Source organism: Kitasatospora sp. NPDC030952 (genome assembly GCF_055571335.1).
Genome location: NZ_JBVIFM010000012.1, coordinates 132,469 through 155,372 on the forward strand (window position 1 = coordinate 132,469; position 22,904 = coordinate 155,372).

Here is a 22,904-nt window from a genome sequence, read left to right on the forward strand (position 1 = left end):
CACCACCGGGTGCCTGAGGTGACGCCTACGGGTGGACGCCTACGGGTGGGTGTTCTTGACCGTGGGCTGGGTCTTCTGGTTGTAGATCTCCTTGCCGGCCGCGTTGAAGGCGTGGACGTAGGGCGTCGGGGGGCGGGAGTTCTTGTCGGGGCCGGTGGAGACGGCCGCCGTGTAGACGAACGCACCGTCGGCCATGACAGCCGGGTGCTGCGTCGGGTCGTCGCCGTAGCTGATGGTGACCTTGGCGACATCGGAGGTGTAGTGCCCGGCGCCCAGGGTGAGGAACTGCCCGGCACCGGCCGGCGTGCTGAAGCTGTCGAAGAACTCGATCAGGTGACCGGTGCCCCACAGGCGATCGTTGATGAACGTCGCGGGGACGGACCTGCTGGTGCCCTTGTCGCCCTTCGACTCGCACTGCACGTACTGGTTGGCGGAGTTGACCGCGATGACCACGCCGTCGGTGTCCGACGAGGCGACGGGAGTACGGACCGCGATCACCGCGTGGTACCGCGACGCGTCCGAGCCCAGGCAGGAGCTCAGGATCTTGGCGGCGGTCCCGGCGTCGATCGGGGTCGTCGCCGTGCTGGAGACGGTGAAAGCGCCCGGGGTGGCAGCCGCACCGGTGACGGACGAGCCGCTGCTGGGGGCCACCGGGGCGACGGCCGAGCCGGCGCCGGAGGGCGTGGCGGTGGGCGCAGCGGAGGGCTTGCCCTGGGCCGCGGGGGCGGCCGCGGGGACGGCCGGGGTGGCCGCGGGTGCGGCCGCCAGGGTGGCCGTGGGGGTGCTGGTTGCGGCAGTGGCAACTCCCCCGACGGTCGCGATGGTTGCGGCGGCGGCGGCGATGAGCACGATCGGGCGGATACGCATGAATCCGTGTCCTTTCCTGCGGGCGTCCGGTTGATGCCCGCACCCCTGAACGCCGCCCGACGCCCGGCAGGTCGCACCCCGCACACGTGATCCAGGTCATAGGCCGCGGGTGCGACCCTGGGACGGCGCTCGTGCGTACAGGCCGGGAGGCTCCGCCCAGGTCGCACGGCTCCACCACCGCGGCCGAGGAGTGCTTCTTCGCGAGCCGTCTGTGCCGCGAGCTGACGGACAGCCCCGGAGGAGAGGCCCTTGATGACGCCACAGGAGTTCGACGCGTTCTACGCGGCGTCCTTCTCCCGCCTGACCGGGCAGCTCTACGCGCTGACCGGCAACTGGTCCGAAGCACAGGACGTGGTCCAGGAGGCCTTCATCCGCGCGTGGGACCGACGGCGCACCTTCGACCCGGACAGCGCCCCGGAGGCATGGATCCGGACCACGGCCCGGCGGCTGGCCCTCTCCCGCTGGCGACGTCTGGCCCGCGGACTGCACCTGGCCGGGCGCCACCACCGCCAAGAACCACCCACCGTCGAGCCGCCCACCGAGGAGCACCTGATGCTGGTCACCGCGCTCCGCGACCTGCCCGAGGCACAGCGGAGCGCCCTGGTCCTGCACCACATGTGCGACCTCTCCGTCGAGCAGGTCGCGGCCGAGACCGGCGCCAGCGTCAGCGCCGTCAAGAGCCGCCTCGCCCGCGGTCGTTCCGCACTCGCGGCCAAACTCGCCGACCAGTCCCCCACCAGCGAGGAAGGAAAGCTCCGTGTCTGACCCCGTCCACGACGCCCTCGGCGACCGGCTACGGCTGCTCGGCTCGCAGATGCCCGCACCGGCCCTGCCCGCTGCGGAGGTCCGCCGACGCGCCGACCGGCGCCGCCACCGCCGGCACGCCCTCGCCGCGACCGCCGCCACGGCCTGCGTCGCGGCGGCCGTGTGCCTGGCACTGCCGTCCGCGCCGCACTCACCTGGCCCACAAGAAGGCGCAGCCACCACAGCCTCCCCCTCCCTGTCGGCTTCCCCCTCCCACCCCCCAGCCGCTTTCACCGTCACCAGCACGACGACGACCCCGATCGACGCCGGGGCGGTCGCCGAGATCCTGGGCTCCTGCCTGGGCTCGGACGCGTCGCGGTACCACGCGGTGATCGCGGTCCGTACTCCGGTCGCCTCGCAGAACGCCGACGGCGTGGTCATCGCGGTCAACTCCGCCAACCAGTACGTGCAGTGCGAGTCGAAGGGCGTCAAGGGCACCAGCAGGTCCGTCCCCGCGACGTTCATCAACGATCGCCTGTGGGGCACCGGTCACCTGATCGAGTTCTTCGACAACTTCAGCACGCCGGCCGGTGCCGGACAGTTCCTCACCCTGGGCGCCGGGCACTACACACCCGATGTCGCCAAGGTCACCATCAGCTACGGCGACGACCCGACGCAGCACCCGGCCACCATGGCCGACGGCACGTTCGTCTACACGGCGGCCATCTCCACCGACCCCAACGCGACCCCCTTCCCCCCGGCCCCCTACGTCCACGCCTACAACCCGGACGGCAAGGAGATCTACAACCAGAAGACCCAGCCCACAGCCCAGAACACCCACCCGTAGGCGCCCACCCGTAGGCGTCACCTCAGGCGCCCGGTGGTGGGCCGACGGCAGCCATCCAGGCGGTAGCGCCGCCTCAACGTTTCGCTCGGCTGCCTGGCATCCCTAAATTCGATTGCAGCCGGCCCGCGGGCTGCGTCGATACTTCGGCATGAGCAGAATCGCGCAGGTGATCGTGTTGGCGCAGTTCGCGGAGGGGGTGATGGAGCCGCTGACCAGGCAGGACGACTCGCGCAGCTGGAGTGGCCGATTCGAGCAGCTCGCCATGTTCGCTGACGGGTGGATGATCGAGTTCAACCGGGTGCGTCCTCGTTCGGGGCTGCTTCGGCACCTGGAGTCCCTGGAGTGGCCGCATCCGGAGAGCGTGCAGGTGCTGATCCATGACGAGGAGGATGACTGCTTCGGGCTGTGGATGATGCGGGACGGGGTGCTGGCCGAGGTGGAGATTCCCGGCCACAGGCGTCTGCATCCTCCGGCGCCGGCAACGGACGAGTTCCCTCCCGACCCGGGCCTGCTGTGGCGGACGGAAACGACCGTGCCAACCGGATTCTCGACGGAACGTCAAGACCAGCGCCCTGCCTGGTAGCGCTGGCTCCAGCCGCTGAGGAGGCTGCATCGGGGTCCGCCCCCCGGTCGGGGTCAGCCCGACATCACGTCCTCAAGTTCGGTGACGGCGGCGTGGGTGGGCGATCGGTACGACTCGATGGCGCAGAAGTGGGACTCCGGCGCGTCCCGCTGGTGAAGTCGGCCCGGGGCGCGGTTCCGGTCTTTCGACCGGCCCGTTTCCCCTGCCTGGTCTCGCCGGAGCCTGCCCGTCAGCGGGGGGTGTCGGCCGCCCGCAGCTCCCGGACCAGAGCGCGCACGGTGGCGGAGGCGAGGAGTTCCGGGGTGGTCACGTAGCCGACGCGGCGTATCGGGCGCTCCGGACCGAGATCGGTGATCTCGATCGAGTCTGGCGCTCCGACCAGGGAGAGCGCGGGCATGATCGCCATTCCGTGCCCCCCGCTCACGAGTGAGAGCACTGCTCCGTCGTCCTCGGCTTGGATCGTGGCCCTCGGGATCCAGTCCTGCGCGTGCCACCAGGCGCGGGTGTACGAGCCGCAGTTCTCGTCCCAGTCGACCAGCGGCAGTGAGCGCGGAGCGGGGTGTCCCGCCGGATGCACCAGGGAGTAGTTCTCTTCGAAGAGTTCGTTCGCCACCAGCCCCGCCGGGAACTGTGCTCCGTCCAGGGTGGCGATGGCGAGGTCCGACCGTCCGTCGGCCACCTCGCCCGCCGTGCCGCGCCCGAGCTCGCGGACGATCCGTACCTGCGGCTCGATCCCCGGATGCCGCGCGCGCAGCCGCTGCAGGACCGGCGGCAGCAGGTGCAGCGCGGTACTGCGGAAGGCGGCGATCCGCAGCGGGCCCCTTGGCTCCTGTGTCGCCTCGGAGCGGGCGGCTTCTCGCGCCTCGGCGGTCAGCATGTCCAGCAGCCGCAGGATGCGGCGCGCATGCGCCACGGCCTTGTCACCCGCCGGAGTGGGCCTGGCACCGCTGCGGCCGCGTTCGAAGAGAACGGCGCCGACCTTGCGCTCGCTGCCGCGTACGGAGTGGGAGACCGCGGACTGTGTCAGCCCGAGCTGCTCGGCCCCGGCCGAGAAGCCGCCGGCGTCCGCGACCGCCACCAGGATGCGCAGTTCGTGCGGAGCAAGATCGGTGTCGGTCGTGCGGGCCACAGGGCGTTCACCTCAGGTATGAGAACTGCTCATGGAACGGAGCATCGCATGAGCCTAACCAGCTGCCCGAGGGTTCCGTTCCGTTCTACGGTCCCGTCATGACCGAGAACGCGATCACCGTCCAGCAGACCGCCCGCCCTCGCGGTTTCCCCGCCACCGGGGATTTCGCCTTCGTCGAGTCCCGGATTCCCGATCCTGCGGTCGGCACCGCGCTCGTGCAGAACCTCTACTGGTCCGTCGACCCCTACCACCGCCAGATGATGGACGACGCGCCCGGCGGCTTCGCGCTCCACGCACCGCTCGAGGGCCGCACTCTCGGGCGCGTCGTCGCCTCACGGACGCCGGAGCTGACCGAAGGGGAGGTCGTGTTCCACCGGCAGGGCTGGCGCACACACTCCGTCGTCCGGCCCGAAGAGATCCGCAAGCTCCCCCGCTTCGACGGGGTCCCACTGACGGCCTACCTGAGCGTCCTCGGCGGTACCGGACTGACCGCCTACGTGGGCCTCACCCGCATCGCCCGGCTCCGCGAGGGCGATGACCTCTTCGTCTCCGGCGCGGGCGGCGGCGTCGGCACGGCCACCGGCCGGTTCGCCCGGCTGCTGGGCGCAGGCCGGCTCGTGGGCAGCGCGGGCTCGGCGGCCAAGGTCGACCACCTGACCCGGGAGGTGGGCTACGATGCCGCGTTCGACTATCACGACGGCCCTGCTGCCGAACTGCTTGCCAAGGCCGCACCGGACGGCATCGATGTCTTCGTCGACAACGTCGGCGGCGAGCAACTGGCCGCCGCGGTGGGCGCACTACGCGAGTTCGGGCGCATCGTTCGGATCGGCACCATCAGCCGCTACAACAACCCGGACGCGCCCCCGCCGAACGTCAACTACTCGGACATCGTGGAGAAGAGCCTTCGCATGGAGGGCTTCCTGGTCAGCAACTACCGCGACCTGCAGGACGAGCTGTACGCCTTCGCGGTCCCCCATCTGCAGAGCGGCCGGCTCGCGCTGGACCAGACGGTGGTGGACGGATTCGAGAACATCGTGGACGCATTCCTGGGCATGCTGCACGGCGAGAACACCGGAAAGATCATCGTGCAGGACCGCGCGTAGGCATGGTCCGGCCGTCTCGCGTGTGCCATCAGGTCAGGACTGGCCGGTCAAGGTTCCGTGAGACCCGTCAGACTCCGGTGAGACAGGACACCCGCCATGATGCGTTTCTGGCGCTTCACGTCGGTGATGCGGCCTTCGCGGACGCCGGAGTCGTGGTGCGTGTGATGCCCCGGTGGACCGCCTCCTGGTCTTCGCGCTGTGCTCGCCTTCGTACAAGGCGTTGTGGCTGACCAACACCTGAGGCGCTCACACAGGCAGTTCTGCGAAGCGGCTCAGGACGGACGGACATACCCGCGCCGAGGGCGTGGCCAGGCAGACTCGTCACTTGCCGGCGGGACCAAGGCTGCGGAACCGTCGGCCCTTACAGCGGACACAGACGTGGGCCTTCGGACCGCAGCCGACGCCTGGTCACCCCCGAACCGCCGTCGCCATCCGCAGCTCGAAGCGGAGGCCTGCCTTCAGGTGGCGACCCCGGCACCACACGACTTCTGGACCGTCACGCCGGTCACCCCCGCACGGCCGCGGCGCTGGACACCATACGATCCGCCACCCGTCGCACGGACCCGGCCCCGCAAGGTCGCGGCGGCAGGCCGGAAGGATCTCGGCGGCGGCCGCACCCGTTCCCGGTTATCCGCTCCTCACAGAAGCTTGGGAATGTCCTGGAGCAGGCGCAGGGCCTTCCGCCAGGGTTTGGCGGTGGTGCGCCAGTTCTTCTCCGTCTCGACGCTGGCACGCGTGACGGCGAGTCCGTTGCCGGTGGTGCGGACCATCTCGATCCGGTGGGCGACGGACGTCAGCGCGTTCGGGTGGTGCGGCCCGATGCCGAGGTAGGACGCCGCCTCTTCCTGGGTCATCCACGGACCGTCCGGCGCAGGGCGCGGCAGGGGAAAGGTATCTGCGGAAGACGGTCCGTCCAGGTCTTCACTGAGGCATTATCGCTGGTCAGGGGCCGAGCACCCTCACCTGCTCCCGGGCGTCGGTGTACCCGCGGCACCCTCCCCGCCAGCGCACCGCCCGGTTCTCCGGCAGCAGAGGTGAAGTCGGACAACAGCCGTGGGGTCACCGGCTGGGGCGCAGCTCCCGTTCGGCGACCTGCCGGAAGCCGTGCGGCGGACGGCCGGTGACACGCCGGACGGTGTCGGTGGTCCGGTCCTCGGCCCCCTCCGCGATGGCGCGGTCCATGCCGGCGAGCAACTCGGCGAACTCCGCCGGCATCAGGGCGGCCAGGCGGTCGCGCAGTCGCTCATGCGTCAGACGGCGGTGGACCACCGGTCGGCCGATGACCTCCGAGACGATCGCGGCGATGTCGTCGTGGGCGAGGGCGTCCGGGCCGGTCAGGACCAGGTCGGTGTTGGGCGCGGCGGCGTCGGTGAGGGCGTGCACGGCGACGGCGGCGATGTCGTCGGCGTCGACGAAGCCGATCCGGCCGGACCCGGCCGCGGTGAGGATGGCGCCGTCCTCGCGGATGCTGCGGGCGTGGAGGTGCTCGCCGGTGAAGTTCTGCATGAACCAGGAGGGGCGCAGCACCGCCCACTCGTCGAACAGCCCCGGCAGGGCCCGGTGGACCGCCCCCACGGCCGGGCCGCCCTCGGGTACGGCCGAGGAGCTGAGGAGCACCGCGCGGCGCACCCCGGCGGCGCGGGCGCGGCGCAGGAAGGGCAGCATGACCGCGGCCGGGTCGGGCTCGCCGACGGGTGGGACGAGGTACACGCGGTCCGTCCCGGCCAGGGCGTCGTCGAAGGTGGTGGGGTCGTACCAGTCGAAGCGCACCGGCTCCGCACCGGCGGACGGGACAACGGACGTGGAGACGGGCGCGGTGGCCCGCCGGCTGGCGGCCCGAACGCGGTATCCGGCGGCGAGCAGCCGCGCGACCGTACGGCTGCCGGTCGTGCCGGTGGACCCGATGACCAGGATGGTCCCGACGGCCGGGGCGGTGGCGGTGGTGGGGTCGGTCATGAGGCGGCGCTCCCGGCGAAGTCCAGGCCCGGCTGCTGGACGGCGAGGGGGTTCCAGTAGTCGCGGTAGGAGGTGAACCGCCCGTCCCGGACGGTCACGACGGCGATGTAGGTCATGTCGAAGGGGCCTCCGGTCCGGACGAGCCGGCCCACGCCGCGCATCTCCGCCACGACGGTCCCGGGATCGGTGGTCCGGTGGATCCGCAGGTCGGGGAAGTCGTGCAGTTCGATGTGGTCGGGGTAGTCGCGCATGTAGGCGGCGACGGCCGCCCGTCCGTCCAGCCGGCGCGGCCAGCCGGGCGGGGCGAACGGGAACTCCATGACGCCGTCCTCGGCCCACAGGCCGACCCAGGCGGGAACGTCCCCGGCCAGCAGCAGCCGCAGACCGTGGCGGAACAGTTCCGCGGGTGCGGGGTTCTCGGGCATGCGTGTCTCCATCCCGTACGATACGGACCGGCGGTCCGCTTCAATGAAAGATACGGACCGCCGGTCCGCATCGCAACCGGAGGCAATCACCCGTGCCCGCAGCCACGCCCGCACCCGACCCCGCCGCACCCCGACCCGCGGGCGTACCCCGGCCCACCGACGCGCCCGGCACCCCGGGCGAACGGAAGCCCCGCAAGGACGCGGTCCGCAACCGGGCGGCCGCCCTCGCAGCCGCCGACACGCTCTTCACCGCCTCCCGCCGCCCAGAGGACGTCACCATGTCCGATATCGCCGCGCAGGCCGGCGTCGGCAAGGGCACGCTCTTCCGCGCCTTCGGCGACCGCACGGGCCTGATCCGCGCCCTCTACGGAACGCGCCTCGCACCGCTCATGGACGCCGTCGAACACGGCCCACCGCCACTGGGGCCCACCACCCCACCCCTGGAGCGCATCCCGGCCCTGCTCGACGCCCTCCTGTGCTTCAAGTTCGACAACCGCCACCTCGCACTGGCGCTGGAGGGCACCGGAGCCGACAGCCCCTACCGGACGGAGCACTACGACCACTGGCACGCGCTGCTCCGGGACCTGCTGCACCGGACCCCGGCCGCGGCCGGCAGCGACTTCACCGCGCACGCCCTCCTGGCGGCCACCCGTGCCGACCTCGTCGAGCACCTGGCAGGCGAGAAACACACCTCCCGCGAGGAACTCCGCTCCCAGCTCGCGGACTTCACCAGGCGGGTGCTCGGCACCGGACTGCATCACGGCGCGTCGTAGCCGCCTAAACCGCTGCTCAAAGCCCTGCTGCTCCACGGGAAAGAGGCCACGCCCACGTCCGACAGCCCGAGAACACCAGGCCGCAAGCACGTATGAACTGCTCTCACCCCGCGGCCGCACTCTCCCATGGCACGATGTCCATCGCTCCTTGACTCCTCAACAGGCCGTGCCGTCAATGCCATTGCACGGACGGAAACCTTCAGATCAACAGTCAAGAAACAGCAAAGCCGCTTCGTCGTCCCAGGTCGCGAAGGGTCCTCCCCGCACCCGCGGGGGTCAGCCGTAACAGGCGGAGAATGCACGCGCCGTTGGGTTGTCCTCCCCGCACCCGCGGGGGTCAGCCGCTGTGCGCCTGGTAGTCCGGGTGGTGGGTTATGTCCTCCCCGCACCCGCGGGGGTCAGCCGGGCACCGTCAACAACAACGTCCGCTGAACCGGGTCCTCCCCGCACCCGCGGGGGTCAGCCGGAGGAGGTCCTGCAGGAGATGCTCGCGGTCGGGTCCTCCCCGCACCCGCCATGGTCAGCCGCTGCACCGCTGACCATGGCGCAGCGCAGGGGCGTCCTCCCCGCACCCGCGGGGGTCAGCCGTCGTCGGCATCTCCCAGGAGCTGCGCGACCAGGTCCTCCCCGCACCCGCGGGGGTCAGCCGATCTCCGGCAGGATGCCGGTCTGGCCCCTGGTGTCCTCCCCGCACCCGCGGGGGTCAGCCGCGGATGCGACTCTCGACTGCCGTCCATCTGCTGTCCTCCCCGCACCCGCGGGGGTCAGCCGTTGACGTTCGGCCAGGTCTGACGTCCGGCACCGTCCTCCCCGCACCCGCGGGGGTCAGCCGGCCCGCAACGGCATCGCCGGGACGACCCGGGTGTCCTCCCCGCACCCGCGGGGGTCAGCCGTGGACGCCGACCTCGGTTCCGAGTTCGCGCCAGTCCTCCCCGCACCCGCGGGGGTCAGCCATGACCGAGTTGTCCAGTGAGTTGGACACGCTCGTCCTCCCAGAACCCGCGGGGGTCAGCCGATGCTCGCCGCCACCTCGACCGGTGGCGTCGTGTCCTCCCCGCACCCGCGGGGGTCAGCCGGTGAAGATCAGGTTGCGGATGAGCGAGCCCATGTCCTCCCCGCACCCGCGGGGGTCAGCCGGTGAGCGAGTGACCGATATCGACTGGAGTTCGGTCCTCCCCGCACCCGCGGGGGCCAGCTGGACCGGGCCACCCGGCCGTCGTCACCTCTGGTGTCCTCCCCGCACCCGCGGGGGTCAGCCGGCACAGCCGGTGATCTCGGTTGTCTCCTCCCTGTCTTCCCCGCACCCGCGGGGGTCAGCCGCAGGTCGCGATGGTGGAGGCCCGGGGCACGATGTCCTCCCCGCACCCGCACCCGCGGGGGTCAGCCGGAATTCGTGATCGGGCCGAAGTCCTCGGGGATCGGCACCCATCCGATCACCGGGGCAACCATGATCAGTGCATCCCCCGGAGAAGCGATCGCCACCCGCCAACCATTCGGCGCCGCCACGAACCCGGCGAGCCCACTCTCGTTCAGCATGACCACCACGCTGGCCCCGACCCGTACCCGCCCCCACGTCCTGCCCTTCTCCGATGCTGCCCGGCCGGCCAGGCAACATCGGAGTGAAAGGGTCAAGCGGCCACCTCATCCGTTCCGGTGCCCAGTTGCTTGATGACGGCCCGGCAGGTGCGCAGCAGTGCCTCGTCGCCCTCGGCGTTCTGGAAGATGTCGCCGCTTCGGCGGGCGAGGGCGAGTTCCGCGTGGATCCGAGGACGGGCGGGCGCGGCGGCGGGACCCATCCGCCGCAGGCAGTCCAGGACATGGCCGGCGGTCGAGTCGTTCTCCTCCCACCCCTCCAGCAACACGGGCAGTACGACCACGGCCTCGGCCGGGCCGCCGATGTCGTAGATCGCTGCGGCAGCGTGCGTGCGGGTCAGGACATGGCCGGCTTCGAGCATCTGCCGCAGGCGGGGCAGCGCCTCGGCCGCCGGCGCTCCGATCCGGCCGAGGACGTCGGCGGCGTCGCGGTCGTTGTCGGTGTCGAGCAGGGCGGTCAGGCGCGGCACGGCGTCGGCGGGGTCGCTCTCGATGTGCCACAGGGCCTTGGCGGCGGCGAAGCGCAGGTTCGGGTCGTCGGCGTCGGCGAGTGCCCGGACCGTCTCCAGCGCGGATGCGGCGCCGCTGCCGATGGAGCTGAGCGCGTGGAGGGCCACGGCGGCGGTGTGCCATTGCTCCTGTTCGACGGCGGTGGTGAGTGCGGTGGTGAGTGCGGGTACAGCCGCCGGGTCGCCGAGCCGGTTGAGGGCGGTCATCAGCGCCGTGGCGGATCCCCAGGGCCAGGAGAAGTCCGCGTCGGCCAGGCGCCGGGTCAACCTCGGGAGCAGTTCCCCGGCCGCCTGGGGGAGGTGGCCGGCGACCTGCAGGGCACGCCACTCGTCGGTGCCGGTGTCGAGCGCCGTCAGCAGGCCGGGCAGGGCCCGCTCGTCGCCGAGGCGGGCCAGCGTCGTGACCGCCTGCTGGTGGGCCCGGCGCAGCAGCGGGTGCCGTGCGGCCCAGCCGTCCGGGCCGTGGGTGGTGCGGTGCGCTTCGACAAGGGCGGCGAGGGCTTCGCGGGCGGGTTCGGCGAGGGCGGCGGGGAGCTTGCCCAGGGTTTCGGCGGCTTCGGCGGCGGTGTACGGGTCGTCGGGAAGCAGGCAGTCGGCGAGCAGGAGGACGAGGCCGGTGTGATCGCCGCGCCAGGAGCGGATCAGGTCCCAGGTCATGGCGATTGCGTCGTGGCGGGTGGCCGGGTCGTGGCTGCGGAGTTGGGCGGTGAGCAGGGCGGTGCGCTCGGGTAGCCGCGCGTCCAGCACCCGGTGGAGGGTGGTCAGCAGTTCGGTGGTGGGGGCGTGGACGCGGCCATGGCGGTCGAGGTCCGCGAAGGCGGCGGCGATCTGCGGGGGGACGTTCTGGTCCGGTGCCGGCTGGGCGGAGGTGTCCGCGCAGGCGCACTGCCCGCAGTCCCCCGGCCCGGCCTTGTCCTTGTCCTTGTCCTTGTCCTCGGGCTCGGGCTCGGGCTCGGGCTCGGGCTCCGGTGCCGGTTCGGGGGTGAGCTGCTGGAGCAAGTCGGTCGCCGTCGGGACGAGGCCGGCGTCGATCGCCTCCGGTGTGCTGGAGGCCTGGTGGACGAGGGCGGCGAGCCGGATGTCGGCGTCCAGCGCCGGGTCCGTGGCCAGGGTGGCGAGCCAGGTCGTCACCGGGCCGAGCGCGGCCGGCAGTCGCTGGGCCAGTGTCGCGGCCGTCTCGATGACCAGCAGTCGCTCCACGGTGCCGTTCTCGGCGGCCAGCCGCTCGCGCAGCAGGGCGAATGCCTGGTCGGCGTCGTCGAGGAACAGTCCCAGGGCCGGTACGGCGGCCTGCCGCACCTGCGGGTCCGGGTCCGTGGCGTGCCGGACGAAGTCCTCGACGTGCTCACGCATCCGAGGCACGACATCCGCATGGGGCGTCGCCGCGTGGCCGGACGGACTGTAGTAGACGCCGTCGGGGTCGCAGTCCAGCGCCGCCCTGCCGATGCTGAGCACGAGCCGGATGACGGCCGCGCGGTCAGGCGTCTGCGGATCGTCGGCGAGCGCGAACAGGAACGGCAGGCTCGCCGCCGTGCAGGAGTAGACGTCGCCCTGGTGGTGGGCCGAGCCGTAGAAGCTGCTGAAGGCCCGCTCCCGGGCGTCCGGGTCCGGCGAGGCCATCTGCTCCAGCCACAGCGGGACTTCGTCGGCCGGACCGTAGGCGTGCCCCATCGACGACCAGTCGACGCGGTCGAGGCCTTCAAGATCGTTGGTCATGGGTCGCACGGTGACACGGGGCACTGACACCGCCACCAGCGCGCGGTCGGTCGCTGGTCATCGGCTCCCTGCGCAGCTCCGGCGAACGAGCAGAATCCTTTCAGCAAGCTCACCGGCTGCACCGTTCACCCGGGAGCCATGTCAGGGCCGGGATCCAGGTTCGTGGTCACGGACACCGATGATCTTGCCCGTCGGCCCCGCACGCTGACGGGTTGTCGTCCTCCGCCGCTGGCCACCGGGGCTTCTCGCCCGGGTCCGTGCCGAGCTGCTGGAGGTGCAGGGGGCTCAGAATTCGTGTCGGAATCTCAGGACCGGTGTGGGTCGGAGTACCTACGACTGAAGTGAACCTTTGATTTCCGACTGAGTTCCGACACGTCTGTTCCATCCCGTCAGGAACAGCCGCTGATGGAAACGGAGCATCGCCTGGTACGGCGTGAGACAACCGACCGTCGAGTGGAATTACTCTCGGTTGTGATGTTCCGCGACCCGCCGGACGACGTCTTATTGAGCCTGCGTCCGGAAGTCCGCTCCGATCTCTGCTTTGAGGACGGCGAGGAAGCTCTCCGCAATGGCATAGTCGAAGCACGACTCCGCGCGTCGTCGAATTTGCCGACTGATCGAGTGGTCGAATCTCCACGACGCCCGCGGCCCCGCAAATGCCATACCGCACCCGAGCCGGCAGCACCTCCACCGCGCCCCGGGCGACGGCCCGCCTCCCTGCGCAGCCTGGCAACCGGCGTGCCGAGGCTTGACGGGCACTACGACAATCTCCCTCGCCGGCGCGCGACACCCACCCAAGCCCGTGTGGACATTGCCGGTGAATCTCGATACCGTCCCGGAGCTCTTCCCCAATTCGCACCCCCGCACCGTTCCACTCCCGGAGGTCCGCATGCTCTCCTTAGCCACTCATGAAAGAAGGGACGTGCGTCGGACAATATCCCGCCTCGCTATTCCTCTTTTTGTGGCCGAATCCCTCAATTTCGCCGCCCAGCTCGGCGTCATCGCCATTCTTGGGCGCATGGGGGGAGAGACCATTTACGTACGCTCCCTCTACCAGCCTGTCAGCTTCGTCGTCCTCGCCCTGAGCGTGGGCTTCGCGGTCTGCAACCAGGCCGCCGCCGCGAGCAGCAAGGGGGCCGGGCGTCCCCGAGAGGTCATGTCGAACTCCGCCAGCCTGGCCAGGGTATGGCTCGGGCTCGGCGCGGCCCTGTACATGGTCCTCGCGCTCACAGCTCCCTTCCTGACCGGCCTGCTCAACGTGGACGCCGAGGTTCGGGCCACGTTCGCCTCCTTCCTGCGCTGGACCTGCGCCGCGAGTCTGCTGGCCGTCGGGGCGGAGCTCTGCGCGTCCGGCCTGCGCGGCTACGGGTACGTGCGACCGGCCACCGCCCTGGTCATCGGTACGGCGAGCGTGCGGATCAGCCTCGTGGCCGGCCTCGGCAGCGACCTCGGGATCGCGGCGGTGCCCATCGCCGAGGCGACGGCGGGCCTGACCGGCCTGATCACGGGCCTGGCGCTGCTGCGCCGCACCGAGCTGTGGCATCCTCCGGCCCTCCGGATCTGGCGGCCCGAGGTGCTCACGGACCTGCGCCGCATCGGGGTGCCCATCGCCATGTCCTTCGTCGTGATCTCGGCGTACAACTTCGCGGTCATCGGCGTCCTCGGGAACTACGGGGAGAACGCCGTGGCGGGGTTCACGGTCGCTTCCACGCTGCAGAATCTCGTGCTGCTGCCGGGCGCGGTCCTGGGTACGGCCACAGCGATCACCATCAACCAGCAACGCGGGTCGGGCGAATGGCTGCGGATACGTGCCTCGATGCGCGGTGGCATCGAGCTCACGGCTGTGACCTACGTGGTGATCGCGCTGCTGGTGTGGTCGGTGCACGACCCCCTGGCGAAGCTGATCGGCGGCGGCGACGCCGCCGTGGCCGCGGCCACTAGGGCGTGTCTCATAATTGATCTTGTGGTGGGTCGAGGAGAGATAACGGATGCTGCGTGGGCTCGGATCGAGCCGTTGCTACCGCAGCGGGATGGTGCCGGGCGTCCGTGGCGGGATCACCGTCAGGTGGTGAACGGGGTGTTGTGGCGGCTGCGTACGGGTGCCCCGTGGCGTGATCTGCCCGAGCGCTATGGTCCGTGGCAGACCGTCTATCGGCGTTTCGCCCAGTGGGAGAAGGACGGAACCTGGGCCGCGCTACTGCGGGAGGTCCAGGTCCGCAACGACGCGGTGGGCACCGTGGAGTGGATGGTCTCGATCGACTCCACAGTCGCCCGGGCACACCAGCACGCGGCCGGCGCCCGCAAAAAGGGGGCCAGTCCGAGGACGAATCGGATGATCCGGCAGCAGTTGCGCGCCGCGAGGCGCTCGGCCGGTCCCGGGGCGGGCTGACCACCAAGATCCACCTGGCGGTCGACGGCCGGGGCCTGCCGCTGTCGATCGTGCTGAGCACGGGCAACACGGCCGACTGCGCGATGCTGCCCTCCGTCCTCGACGCCATCCGCGTCCCACGCGTCGGGGCCGGGCGAGCGCGGACCAGACCCGACCGGGTCGTGGCCGACAGGGCTTACTCCTCCCGCAAGATCCGCAGCCTGCTACGGCGCCGACGGATCAAAGCGACCATCCCCGAACGCCGGGACCAGATCGCCGGCCGCGTCCGCCGCGCGAGCCGCGGCGGACGACCGCCGGCCTTCGACAAGGCCGCCTACAAGGGGCGCAACGTCGTCGAACGCTGCTTCGCCAAGCTGAAGCAATCCCGGGCAGTGGCCACCAGATTCGACAAGCTGGCCAACCGCTATCGGGCCGACGTCGTCCTCGCCTCGCTGATCCTGTGGCTGCGAGCCGAGGAGCAATGACTCACCACAAGATCAATTGCGAAACACGGCCTAGCGGTTACCTGGGCGCCGTGGCGCTCACCTACGCCGTCCAGGGCCCCGTGCTCACCTCGCTGACCGTCATGGAGGAGACCGGCGGCGGCTTCCGGGCCATTGTGCTCAACGCCATCTACTTCGGCCTGATCGTCGCGGTCAGCGCGGCGGCGGCACACGCCGTCGACAGCGCGGACGGCTTCTACACGGCGGTGGCGTACTGCAATCTGATCGGCGTGTCGGTGCCACTCATCGCCGTACGACACATACGGAAACTGGCGGCCAGGGGCAGCGCGCAGGCGGCGGCCGTGACTGGCTGAGCCACTGCGGGAACCGGACGACGAAGGGCGCCACAACCGCACTCCTGTGGCACGATGCCCATCGCTCCTTGACTTCTCAACAGGCCCTGCCGTCAATGCCATTGCACGGACGGAAATCCCTCAGATCACCAGTCAAGAAACAGCAAAGCCGCTTCGTCGCCGCAGGTCGCGAAGAGTCCTCCCCGCACCAGCGGGGGTCAGCCGTTGACCGGCTGCCACGTCTCGGTGGTGCCGTAGTCCTCCCCGCACCAGCGGGGGTCAGCCAGCGTACGGCGTCGTCTACGGGCTCGTCTGGGACGTCCTCCCCGCACCAGCGGGGGTCAGCCGCCGAGACGGCGCATGCCCAGGACCGCGCCCGGGTCCTCCCCGCACCAGCGGGGGTCAGCCGAGGCCCCCGGGAGACGGATTGGCAGTCCGACGGTCCTCCCCGCACCAGCGGGGGTCAGCCGGTCCCCGGCAGCCTGGCAGATCGTCGCCGTATCTGGTCAAAGACGTGGTCGGCCACGTCGTGACCGACTGCCAGCACGGCCCAGGTCGAGCCGAACGTCGCCAGCGTGGTCAGCCCTTCGATGCTGGCCACCGCCCACCCCCGACCGCCACGGGCGCGAGGCTGCGGTGTCCGATCCGGCGCATACGCTGTCGCGACGGAACGGAGATCTCGGAGCGGGAGGCGGCATGTCCTTGACGTGGCTGGAGACGGAGGGCGGCCCGTTCATCGTGGTTCCACGCGATGCTCTGTCGCAGTGGTCGGGAACGGAGGGCGACTACGACCGGGCCTGCGAGGTGGTGGAACTCGTCGGCGTCCTCGCTTTCCCCGGTGACGCCGAGGCGCTCGTCCTCGGGGATGAACCGCTCTCCACCGACTACCTTCCCGAGCACCGAATCCTCGTCCGCTGGTGCTAGGCAGAAACCGAAGAAGGCGTCGCTGACATCGTCCTGGCCGGACTTCCCACTGCCGAGTGGGAAGAAGGACCCGTACTGAAAATCACGGGCGAGCTCGTCATGTTCGACGCCGCCTACTTCGGCACCGAGGTCGGGACACTCGCTGAGAGCATCACCCTCACTCTTGGTCATGGGCACTACAGGGTGGACTCGGCAAGCATCGACCCGACGACCTGACCTGCTTCCGCGTCCACCGATTCGTTGAGCTGGCCTGACCTGGCGTTGATGCGGAGAAGGTCAAGGGCGTAGACGCCGTCCTCGCCGCACCTGCGGGGTCAGCCGCACTCCACCAACGGGGGAATCGACGGCGTCGTGTCCTCCCCTCCCCCGCACCGCGAGGTGGGCCTTGGCCCCGGCCCGGGTGGGCGAGTTGGTCAGATCGGCCGGGCCGGGTCGTCGAGCCAGGCGTGCCAGCCGTCCGAGGTGACGGTGATTCCGAGTCGCTCGACCCCAGGCTCGCCCGCGCCGTGCCACCAGGCGAGGGCGTGCTCGAAGTCGTCCCACAGCCGGCGTCCGCCGTACTGGCGGACCGGGTGCGCGTCCTCGCCGTCGCGGAAGGTCGCGGCGGCCCAGGCCGGAGTGGTGAGGGAGTAGAGCCACAGGGTGCGGGCGCCGTCGTCGTGCGGCTGGATCGCGTGGGTCACGTCGCGCAGGAACAGGCCGGCGGCGAACGGGAACGGGTCGAACTTGCCGTGCGGCGGCAGGACGGCGCGGGTGGTGGTCTCGGTGACGGTGTCGCCGGCGGGTGGGTTCTGCGGCCACCGCAGCCGTTGAGAGCGCATCTTCATGAACTCCACCGGCTGGAGGAACGGGCCGGACGCGGTGCCGTCGCCGTGGGCGGTGAGGCGGAGCAGGGCGTCGGCGTTGGAGTAGTGGGTGCCGAACGGCACGAGGATCAGCCCGCCGGGGCGGGTCTGTTCGATCCACGCCCGCGGGATCTCCCGCAGCCCGTAGGTCGCGGTGATCCGGTCGTACGGGGCGCCGGGATCGAAGCCGCGCGCGCCGTCCCCGCACACGATGTGCGGGCGGTAGCCGGCGGCGTGCAGGGCGGCGCGGGCCTGCGCGGAGATCCGCGGGTCGATCTCGATCGTGGTCACGTTCGCGTCGCCGAGCCGGTGGGCGAGCAGGGCGGCGTTCCACCCTGTTCCGGTGCCCTGCTCCAGCACCCGCATCCCCGGCTCGGCCTGGAGGTCGTCCAGCATGGAGGCGACCAGGGAGGGCATCGAGGCGGAGCTGGTGGGCACCGTGCCGGGCTGGGTGCCCTGGTGCTCGCCGTCGTCCCACTGGGTGACGATCGGGATGTCCGCGGCGGCCGCCGCCAGCCAGCCTTGCTCGTCCTCGGTCCGTACCAGGGGCCGGCTCGTGCCGGCGGCCATGTCGTGCGCCCAGATCAGGTCCGGCAGGAACAGCGAGCGCGGGACGGCCGCGAAGGCCGGCGCCCACGCGTCGGCGACGGGGAAGGACCGCCCCGGCACGGGGCGGTCCTCCTGCTCGGGTGCGAGCGTCACTTGCGGTGTCCCCCGTCCCCTGGCGGGGTGGTTCCGTCCGGGGACGGCGGGTCGGACGGCGGCGTCCACGGGGTACCCGGGTGCCCGTCCCCCTCGCCACCGCCGCCACCCGAACCCCCGCTGCCGTGGCCTCCGTCGATGTCCATACCAGGCTCCTTTTCGTCGCTGTGGTGGCCTCCCGGGGCGCGGGAGGAGTGGACAGGCGCTCTGGGGCACGGGTACGCCTGTGCTGTGCCGATCCGAGTGCGCAGCAGGTCCGCGAGGACGGACCCGCCGTGCGGATCGGGGGTGGCGCCCCCACGGCCGTCGATGGGCGGCCTCAGCCGTGGCCAGGGCCTGAGGTGCGCGGCCACAGTGGCACTCCGCTCTCTCGTCGGCGATGACGGCTGCGCGGATCCGACGGGGGCAGGTACGGCGCAGCGGTCCCAACTCGCCTGCCGGGGCGGGCCCGAGCGTCGGGTCCGTCACGGCGGGCGACGGATAGACAGTAGAGAGTGACCGGCCGGGCTCTCAAGACGTCTGCACGTGTTTGCAGGAAGTCAGCCCAGGGAGTCGGCGGCCCTGGTGATCAGAGCCCGTGCCCGCGCGCCAGTGGACCGCGAAGCCTTGAGCCGGTCGAACGCCTGGGCGTAGGGCGCGAGTTCGCCGGGCGTGGTGACGGCCACCTGGGCGGACAGCAGCTCCACGCCGGCTTCGGCGCCGTCGAAGACGGTGAACATCTCCGCCGGCCGCATGGTGCGCTGCGCGGTGAACGGGATGACGCCGAGTGAGACGGCCGGCAGTGCGATGGCCTCCGGCAGGTGGTCCAGTTGTTCGGCCATCGTCTCGACGCTGCTGCGACGGTCGTAGAGGCAGAGCTTCGCGACGGCGGGATCCTCGCACAGCTCCGGCCCCCAGAGGCCCCGTCGCCGGTGAAGTGTTGAACCGGACGACCGTCCCGTCGAACAATCAAAAGTCGTTCCCCGGCAGCGCGAGGTCGGAGGCCCGGCGGCAGGGCAGCCAGCGGACCAGCTCACTGGTCGCGAGGTTGACCACGGTTCCGGCGTGCTCGCAGCGGATGTACGCGGTGACCGGCTCGGAGACGATCCGGGCCCGGCGCACCATGACGCCGCGGGCAACAGCGGCTCGGCTCATCGACACCCAGCCGGACCAGCCCTCGCCCTCGGGGTCGAGGTCCGGGTGGGCCCCGGTCCGCTGGACTGCTCGAACTCCTCGGCTTCGCCGGCGATGCCGTTGGAGTCGCGCATCCCCAGGTGCACCGCGGAGTGCCGGGCGTCGGCTGGCAGCTCAGAGAAGGCCGTCAGAAGCCGTTGTCTTTCCGATAATGACGAGTGCGTTTCCGCTGGCCAGGTCGCCGAGCCGGAGCTGGCCGTTGACCGTATCCGCGGATTCACTGCCGAAGGTTCTTCGACCAGTCTCCCCCAGGGCGATAGGCCCGGCCGTCACAGACCTGCTTCGTCCCGCCGGGCACGACATCCCCGTGGTATGGATACTGTTCCGTCACCGCCGCCACCAGGAACTCCAGGAAGCCGCCCTCGAAGAGGTCCCACTCCCGCATCGAGTGGAACTTGGCGGCCACCGGCCACCGGTCCGGGTCCGGGCCCCGCATCAGCCAGAAGAAATGGTCGGAGTTCCAGTTGTTGCCCCACTTCAAAAGCCCGCCCTCGGCCGGGAACAGCGGATACGGGCACTCGTCGTGGTCCCCGTCCCGGTAGGCCTCGGCCAGCCAGGCGCAGTATCCGTAGGGCTCCGTCGTGTTGTACAGGAATCCCGCGAAGCCGAGCGGCTGTCCGATCTCGGGACTGGGCGCTGCCGATGGTGTGTAGATGTGAAGCTCGTTGCTGATGCTGACCATCCCGTACCGGTCGGCGAACGCCCGGTAGTCCGCAGGCAGCTGGAAACCGATCTCCTGAGACCCGAGCTCCCACGGAACCGGAACAACTCCATCCGAGGGCGGCGGCCCGATCACCGCGCCAAGCCGGTCCAGCATCTCTTCGATGTCCACGTCCACTCCCAGCAGCCGCCCGTTCCCGCCAAAGGCTATCCGCCTACGGTGACACCGGAGACGGATAGCCCGGTGACGGGCGAGCAGGTCGCGTGGTTCCGAAGACCCGTCGTCGTGACCTTGCGGGTCCGCCGGTTCTCCTGCGCGGAGGGGTCGTGTCCGCGACGGACCCTCGTTGAACAGGCGGAGGGGCTGACCCGTCGACACGGTCAGGGCACCGAGCGGCAGCGCGTCTCGCCCACGGGCCTCGGTCTGGCACTGGCGAGGCGGGTCGGCACACGGATGGCCCTGCTGCTGGGCATCCGCGCAGCGGCGAGCGGAGCCGGTTGGCCATCTGCTGACGGTTCCCGATGGCGTCCTGCTGAGCGCGGGCGAAGCCGGCGACGGCGCGGGCCAGGTCGCTGTCGTCAGGCAGAGGCCGGTGGGCGTGCATGTCGGTGCGGTACAGGCACCAAAAGCCTGCAGTCCCAGGCTGTCGGAGACGGCTCAGCCGCGTAGATGGGCCAGAAGCCTGTCGCTCGCCGGGTAGGGGCGCTCTGCGGGGAGGAGTCGGTGGGCGGCGTCCAGAGCTCCGTCCCTGACGTGGGCGTGGATATCGTGCGCGAGCGCGGTGACGTCGCTGATCGAGACGATCCACTCCTCCGCATAGCGCTCGGCGGCTTCGCCGGCGAGGCCGAGCTGCAGGGAGCGGTGGGCAAGCGGCTGTAGGTGCAGATCGCGTTCGGGGTCCCACTGCACTCGGGCCGGGGCTCGCTTGAGCCGGCGTTTCCAGGTGGCGCGATCGGGATGCAACCCGTGCTCGTAGTGGGCCAGGCAGGCGTTCTCCAGGGCCCATTCGAAGCTCTCTCGGGTGATTTCGATCGCGAGGACGGTCTCCTGGCCTTCCTTGGCCGCCCACCCGCAGCGATACATCATCCAGAGGAACGACGGCTTGATCCACGTCATCCGGTCCCGCCGCCAGATCGCGGGAAAGCGGCCATCACGTGCGGCGGGCAGGCCGATCTCCAGCGCGTATGCCTGGTAGACCGTCACGGTGGTCGCCGTATGGAGGGCGCGGATCTGATGCTTGGGCTCTGACACGGTGACCAGAGTCGAGGTCGGGTGCGCTTCGCGCCATCGAATTACTGGAGCCAAGTCCCATGGTCGGCTGCCGCATGGTCAGGCTCGTCCGGTGGTACAGGCCACCAGCAACACCCGGTCTGCCAGCGGCAGGCGCCATTGCCAGTCACCACCCGGACCGTTGCCACCCCACTCACGCACCACCCGTGTCAGGCCATCGAAGTACCGCACCCGCAGACCCGTGAACGTCCTTGCCTACAACGGCTCAGCCCGCCGCACCCCCCATACCGGAGGAAACACCCCGCACCCAACCTTCTGAAACAAGGTGTAGGACAGGTGGTGTCGCCGCTCAGGCCACACTGACGAACAACGCTGCGCAGCCGGAACTACGGCGCCGATAGGAAGCGGATACCCTCGCTGAGACATGGCATGGCAGCGCCCCGGCCGAGGGGCGGGGGGAGGACGAGCAGCCTGTGATCGACCTTGAAGAACGCCTCACTCGGATCTACAACGCCGAGGTTCGCCCTCTGGTACGGGACGCCCACCGCAGCTACGCGACCGGAGTACCCCGCGCCGCGATCGTCCTTACGTGGACCGCGGTCTGCGCCGACCTGATTGCCAAAGTCCAGGTCCTCAAGGACGACGGTGAGCCCGACGCCACAGCACTCGCGAAGAAGGTGGAGGAGGCGCAGAAGCTCGGTGGTGACAGCGACGAGAAGAAGCGCCGGGAGGCGGTGCAAAGCATGCTCGAGGTCGAGCGGGAGATCCTCGACACCGCGCTCAAGCTGGAGCTGATCGACTCCTCCCAACACGTTCAGTTGGAGCGGCTGCGGGAGGATCGCCACCAGAGCGCGCATCCATCCTTGCGCCCACTCGGCGAGCCGTACCAGCCGACCGCCGAGTACGCCCGCGCCCATCTGGTCGCGGCGCTGGACGCCCTGCTGATCCATCCGCCGAGCCAGGGCCGTAAGGTCGTGGCCAGCTTCGCGACGCACGTCGCCGACATTGGGTTCGTCCTCAACCAGGGCCACATCACCCACACGTACTTCGACCAGGTCCGCCCGTCGGCGCGTAATCGCGTGGTCGAGTTCGCGGCGAAGTTCGCCGTTCGGCAGATCGACGACCCCAATGTCGGGTTGTCGGCGGCGCAGCTGGCCGACCGGATGGCGGACTGTCTACGCTGCTTCGCGGAACGGGACTCCGCGCTGGTCGAGCAGGCGGTTTCCAAGCAGATGGTGGCGCTGGGGAACGCCGATCCGAGCGTGCAGCTTGCGGCCTTCGGCCGTCTGGGTGGCCTGCCGGCGTTCTGGAAAGCCCTGCCCGAGCCTCTACATGGCTTGTTCGCCGACCGGGTCGAACAGATCGGCAGCAAGGGAGCGGATGACGCCACGTCCTTGGGTGACGCGGAGATGAAGGTACTGGGACTTATCACTCACGCCGAGATAAGGCAGTCGTTTCCCGTGTTGGAGAAGGCATTTGAGGGACTGGCTTTTCCCAACCGAGTGGACGCCATCGGTCGACAGCCTGGCGCTTACCACGTGCAACACCTAGCCGGTCTCCTCGATAAGGTCCCCAACTTCGACACCGGCGAGTTCGTCGCCAGCACTGCTGTTCTGCCGTGCGCTCCCTTCCTCGACCTCGTGGCGTTGGAGAAGGTGCTGCGGGCTTGGTGGGACAATGATCAGTGTTGGGGGCGTCGCATGATCGGCTACTTGGAGCAGCTGTACCAGGGGACCGCTCATTTGGGAGTCGAGCGCGACGTCATCTGGCGCTCGTATCTGGATGAGCTGAGCGAGTACGAGTCCACCCATCGGAACCTGGCCCGCCGTCTCGCGCTTCCGAGCATCCCGACACAGGGATCCGAGTCAGAGCGGGTGAGGAGCTGAAGTCGCGTCGTCCGTCAGACCCCAGACGGTGACTACAGGGCGGGGCGGCGACCAGTTGCTGGTAGCCGCCCCGT

General features: G+C 70.4%; 18 protein-coding genes, 5 pseudogenes and 2 CRISPR repeat arrays. Of the genes and pseudogenes, 10 read left to right on the forward strand and 13 right to left on the reverse strand.

Features of this window, described 5'->3' with window-relative positions; translation table 11 throughout:
• Window positions 1-39 precede the first annotated feature (39 nt).
• Entirely contained in the window at window positions 40-867 is an 828-nt protein-coding gene (locus ACZ47G_RS21850; protein WP_465745019.1) for a hypothetical protein, read from the reverse strand.
• 252 nt (window positions 868-1,119) lie between these two features.
• Here ACZ47G_RS21850 and ACZ47G_RS21855 point away from each other — a divergent pair, with 252 nt between their 5' ends.
• The 3 genes from ACZ47G_RS21855 (at window position 1,120) to ACZ47G_RS21865 (ending at window position 3,041) form a co-directional block, all read left to right on the forward strand.
• The gene (locus ACZ47G_RS21855) at window positions 1,120-1,632 is read left to right on the forward strand and encodes a SigE family RNA polymerase sigma factor (protein ID WP_465745021.1); all 513 of its coding nucleotides are present in this window, start codon (window positions 1,120-1,122) and stop codon (window positions 1,630-1,632) included.
• On the forward strand, window positions 1,625-2,458 hold the full coding sequence (locus tag ACZ47G_RS21860) for a hypothetical protein (protein WP_465745023.1): 834 nt from the start codon (window positions 1,625-1,627) through the stop codon (window positions 2,456-2,458). The genes ACZ47G_RS21855 and ACZ47G_RS21860 overlap by 8 nt, the downstream gene beginning before the upstream one ends.
• Window positions 2,459-2,606: 148 nt before the next feature.
• On the forward strand, window positions 2,607-3,041 hold the full coding sequence (locus tag ACZ47G_RS21865; protein WP_465745025.1) for a hypothetical protein: 435 nt from the start codon (window positions 2,607-2,609) through the stop codon (window positions 3,039-3,041).
• Between the two features lie 229 nt (window positions 3,042-3,270).
• Here the strand turns inward: ACZ47G_RS21865 and ACZ47G_RS21870 are convergent, their stop codons facing one another.
• On the reverse strand, window positions 3,271-4,170 hold the full coding sequence (locus ACZ47G_RS21870) for a LysR family transcriptional regulator (protein WP_465745027.1): 900 nt from the start codon (window positions 4,168-4,170) through the stop codon (window positions 3,271-3,273).
• 98 nt (window positions 4,171-4,268) lie between these two features.
• On the opposite strand from ACZ47G_RS21870, the gene ACZ47G_RS21875 reads away from it, so the two are divergent.
• Window positions 4,269-5,273 (forward strand): zinc-binding dehydrogenase, encoded by a 1,005-nt coding sequence (locus ACZ47G_RS21875; RefSeq protein ID WP_465745029.1) that lies wholly within the window; start codon window positions 4,269-4,271, stop codon window positions 5,271-5,273.
• Window positions 5,274-5,911: 638 nt separating this feature from the next.
• On the opposite strand, the gene ACZ47G_RS21880 is transcribed toward ACZ47G_RS21875, so the two are convergent.
• From ACZ47G_RS21880 to ACZ47G_RS21890, 3 genes are all read right to left on the reverse strand, one after another.
• Window positions 5,912-6,127 carry a hypothetical protein gene (locus tag ACZ47G_RS21880; protein ID WP_465745031.1) on the reverse strand — a complete coding sequence of 72 codons (216 nt, stop codon included), beginning with the start codon at window positions 6,125-6,127 and terminating at the stop codon, window positions 5,912-5,914.
• A gap of 205 nt (window positions 6,128-6,332) precedes the next feature.
• The gene (locus ACZ47G_RS21885) at window positions 6,333-7,229 is read right to left on the reverse strand and encodes an NmrA family NAD(P)-binding protein (protein WP_465745033.1); all 897 of its coding nucleotides are present in this window, start codon (window positions 7,227-7,229) and stop codon (window positions 6,333-6,335) included.
• On the reverse strand, window positions 7,226-7,654 hold the full coding sequence (locus ACZ47G_RS21890) for a nuclear transport factor 2 family protein (RefSeq protein WP_465745035.1): 429 nt from the start codon (window positions 7,652-7,654) through the stop codon (window positions 7,226-7,228). The genes ACZ47G_RS21885 and ACZ47G_RS21890 overlap by 4 nt, the downstream gene beginning before the upstream one ends.
• 92 nt (window positions 7,655-7,746) lie before the next feature.
• Between ACZ47G_RS21890 and ACZ47G_RS21895 the strand changes: the two genes are divergently transcribed.
• On the forward strand, window positions 7,747-8,427 hold the full coding sequence (locus ACZ47G_RS21895) for a TetR/AcrR family transcriptional regulator (protein ID WP_465745037.1): 681 nt from the start codon (window positions 7,747-7,749) through the stop codon (window positions 8,425-8,427).
• 254 nt (window positions 8,428-8,681) lie between these two features.
• A CRISPR array of direct repeats spans window positions 8,682-9,814; the repeat unit is 29 nt; unit sequence GTCCTCCCCGCACCCGCGGGGGTCAGCCG.
• Between the two features lie 241 nt (window positions 9,815-10,055).
• Here the strand turns inward: ACZ47G_RS21895 and ACZ47G_RS21900 are convergent.
• Window positions 10,056-12,245 carry a HEAT repeat domain-containing protein gene (locus tag ACZ47G_RS21900; protein WP_465745039.1) on the reverse strand — a complete coding sequence of 730 codons (2,190 nt, stop codon included), beginning with the start codon at window positions 12,243-12,245 and terminating at the stop codon, window positions 10,056-10,058.
• Between the two features lie 889 nt (window positions 12,246-13,134).
• On the opposite strand from ACZ47G_RS21900, the pseudogene ACZ47G_RS21905 reads away from it, so the two are divergent.
• From ACZ47G_RS21905 to ACZ47G_RS21920, 4 genes and pseudogenes are all read left to right on the forward strand, one after another.
• Window positions 13,135-14,190 (forward strand): annotated as a pseudogene (locus ACZ47G_RS21905) (MATE family efflux transporter); the annotation flags it as partial.
• Between the two features lie 21 nt (window positions 14,191-14,211).
• Window positions 14,212-15,098 (forward strand): IS5 family transposase gene (locus ACZ47G_RS21910; RefSeq protein ID WP_465745195.1). Its coding sequence is split into 2 segments (ribosomal slippage): window positions 14,212-14,566 and window positions 14,566-15,098, totalling 888 coding nucleotides; the frame shifts between segments, so codons are not numbered across the junction.
• A gap of 50 nt (window positions 15,099-15,148) precedes the next feature.
• Window positions 15,149-15,430 carry a hypothetical protein gene (locus ACZ47G_RS21915; protein WP_465745041.1) on the forward strand — a complete coding sequence of 94 codons (282 nt, stop codon included), beginning with the start codon at window positions 15,149-15,151 and terminating at the stop codon, window positions 15,428-15,430.
• Between the two features lie 175 nt (window positions 15,431-15,605).
• A CRISPR array of direct repeats spans window positions 15,606-15,878; the repeat unit is 28 nt; unit sequence GTCCTCCCCGCACCAGCGGGGGTCAGCC.
• A gap of 227 nt (window positions 15,879-16,105) precedes the next feature.
• Window positions 16,106-16,549 (forward strand): annotated as a pseudogene (locus ACZ47G_RS21920) (Imm21 family immunity protein).
• Between the two features lie 197 nt (window positions 16,550-16,746).
• Here the strand turns inward: ACZ47G_RS21920 and ACZ47G_RS21925 are convergent.
• The 7 genes and pseudogenes from ACZ47G_RS21925 to ACZ47G_RS21955 all read right to left on the reverse strand — a co-directional run.
• Complete coding sequence (locus ACZ47G_RS21925) at window positions 16,747-17,880, reverse strand: methyltransferase domain-containing protein (protein WP_465745043.1); 1,134 nt, start codon at window positions 17,878-17,880, stop codon at window positions 16,747-16,749.
• 539 nt (window positions 17,881-18,419) lie between these two features.
• Complete coding sequence (locus tag ACZ47G_RS21930; protein ID WP_465745045.1) at window positions 18,420-18,701, reverse strand: Scr1 family TA system antitoxin-like transcriptional regulator; 282 nt, start codon at window positions 18,699-18,701, stop codon at window positions 18,420-18,422.
• A 127-nt stretch (window positions 18,702-18,828) separates the two neighbouring features.
• Window positions 18,829-19,029 (reverse strand): annotated as a pseudogene (locus ACZ47G_RS21935) (DUF6879 family protein); the annotation flags it as partial.
• A 241-nt stretch (window positions 19,030-19,270) separates the two neighbouring features.
• On the reverse strand, window positions 19,271-19,885 hold the full coding sequence (locus ACZ47G_RS21940; RefSeq protein ID WP_465745047.1) for a hypothetical protein: 615 nt from the start codon (window positions 19,883-19,885) through the stop codon (window positions 19,271-19,273).
• A gap of 304 nt (window positions 19,886-20,189) precedes the next feature.
• Window positions 20,190-20,333, reverse strand: a pseudogene (locus ACZ47G_RS21945) (IS110 family transposase); the annotation flags it as partial.
• A 38-nt stretch (window positions 20,334-20,371) separates the two neighbouring features.
• The gene (locus ACZ47G_RS21950) at window positions 20,372-20,965 is read right to left on the reverse strand and encodes a DUF4291 domain-containing protein (protein WP_465745049.1); all 594 of its coding nucleotides are present in this window, start codon (window positions 20,963-20,965) and stop codon (window positions 20,372-20,374) included.
• 52 nt (window positions 20,966-21,017) lie between these two features.
• A pseudogene (locus ACZ47G_RS21955) lies at window positions 21,018-21,181 on the reverse strand (IS5/IS1182 family transposase); the annotation flags it as partial.
• Window positions 21,182-21,417: 236 nt separating this feature from the next.
• On the opposite strand from ACZ47G_RS21955, the gene ACZ47G_RS21960 reads away from it, so the two are divergent.
• Window positions 21,418-22,830, forward strand: a complete 1,413-nt coding sequence (locus tag ACZ47G_RS21960; protein ID WP_465745051.1) for a hypothetical protein — start codon at window positions 21,418-21,420, stop codon at window positions 22,828-22,830.
• Window positions 22,831-22,904 lie beyond the last annotated feature (74 nt).

Coding starts and splice junctions, on each gene's coding strand:
- ACZ47G_RS21875 (WP_465745029.1), top strand. CDS start 4,269: ATGACCGAGAACGCGATCACCGTCCAGCAGACCGCCCGCCCTCGCGGT.
- ACZ47G_RS21885 (WP_465745033.1), bottom strand. CDS start 7,229: ATGACCGACCCCACCACCGCCACCGCCCCGGCCGTCGGGACCATCCTG.
- ACZ47G_RS21855 (WP_465745021.1), top strand. CDS start 1,120: ATGACGCCACAGGAGTTCGACGCGTTCTACGCGGCGTCCTTCTCCCGC.
- ACZ47G_RS21890 (WP_465745035.1), bottom strand. CDS start 7,654: ATGCCCGAGAACCCCGCACCCGCGGAACTGTTCCGCCACGGTCTGCGG.
- ACZ47G_RS21880 (WP_465745031.1), bottom strand. CDS start 6,127: ATGACCCAGGAAGAGGCGGCGTCCTACCTCGGCATCGGGCCGCACCAC.
- ACZ47G_RS21850 (WP_465745019.1), bottom strand. CDS start 867: ATGCGTATCCGCCCGATCGTGCTCATCGCCGCCGCCGCCGCAACCATC.
- ACZ47G_RS21930 (WP_465745045.1), bottom strand. CDS start 18,701: ATGGCCGAACAACTGGACCACCTGCCGGAGGCCATCGCACTGCCGGCC.
- ACZ47G_RS21865 (WP_465745025.1), top strand. CDS start 2,607: ATGAGCAGAATCGCGCAGGTGATCGTGTTGGCGCAGTTCGCGGAGGGG.
- ACZ47G_RS21900 (WP_465745039.1), bottom strand. CDS start 12,245: ATGACCAACGATCTTGAAGGCCTCGACCGCGTCGACTGGTCGTCGATG.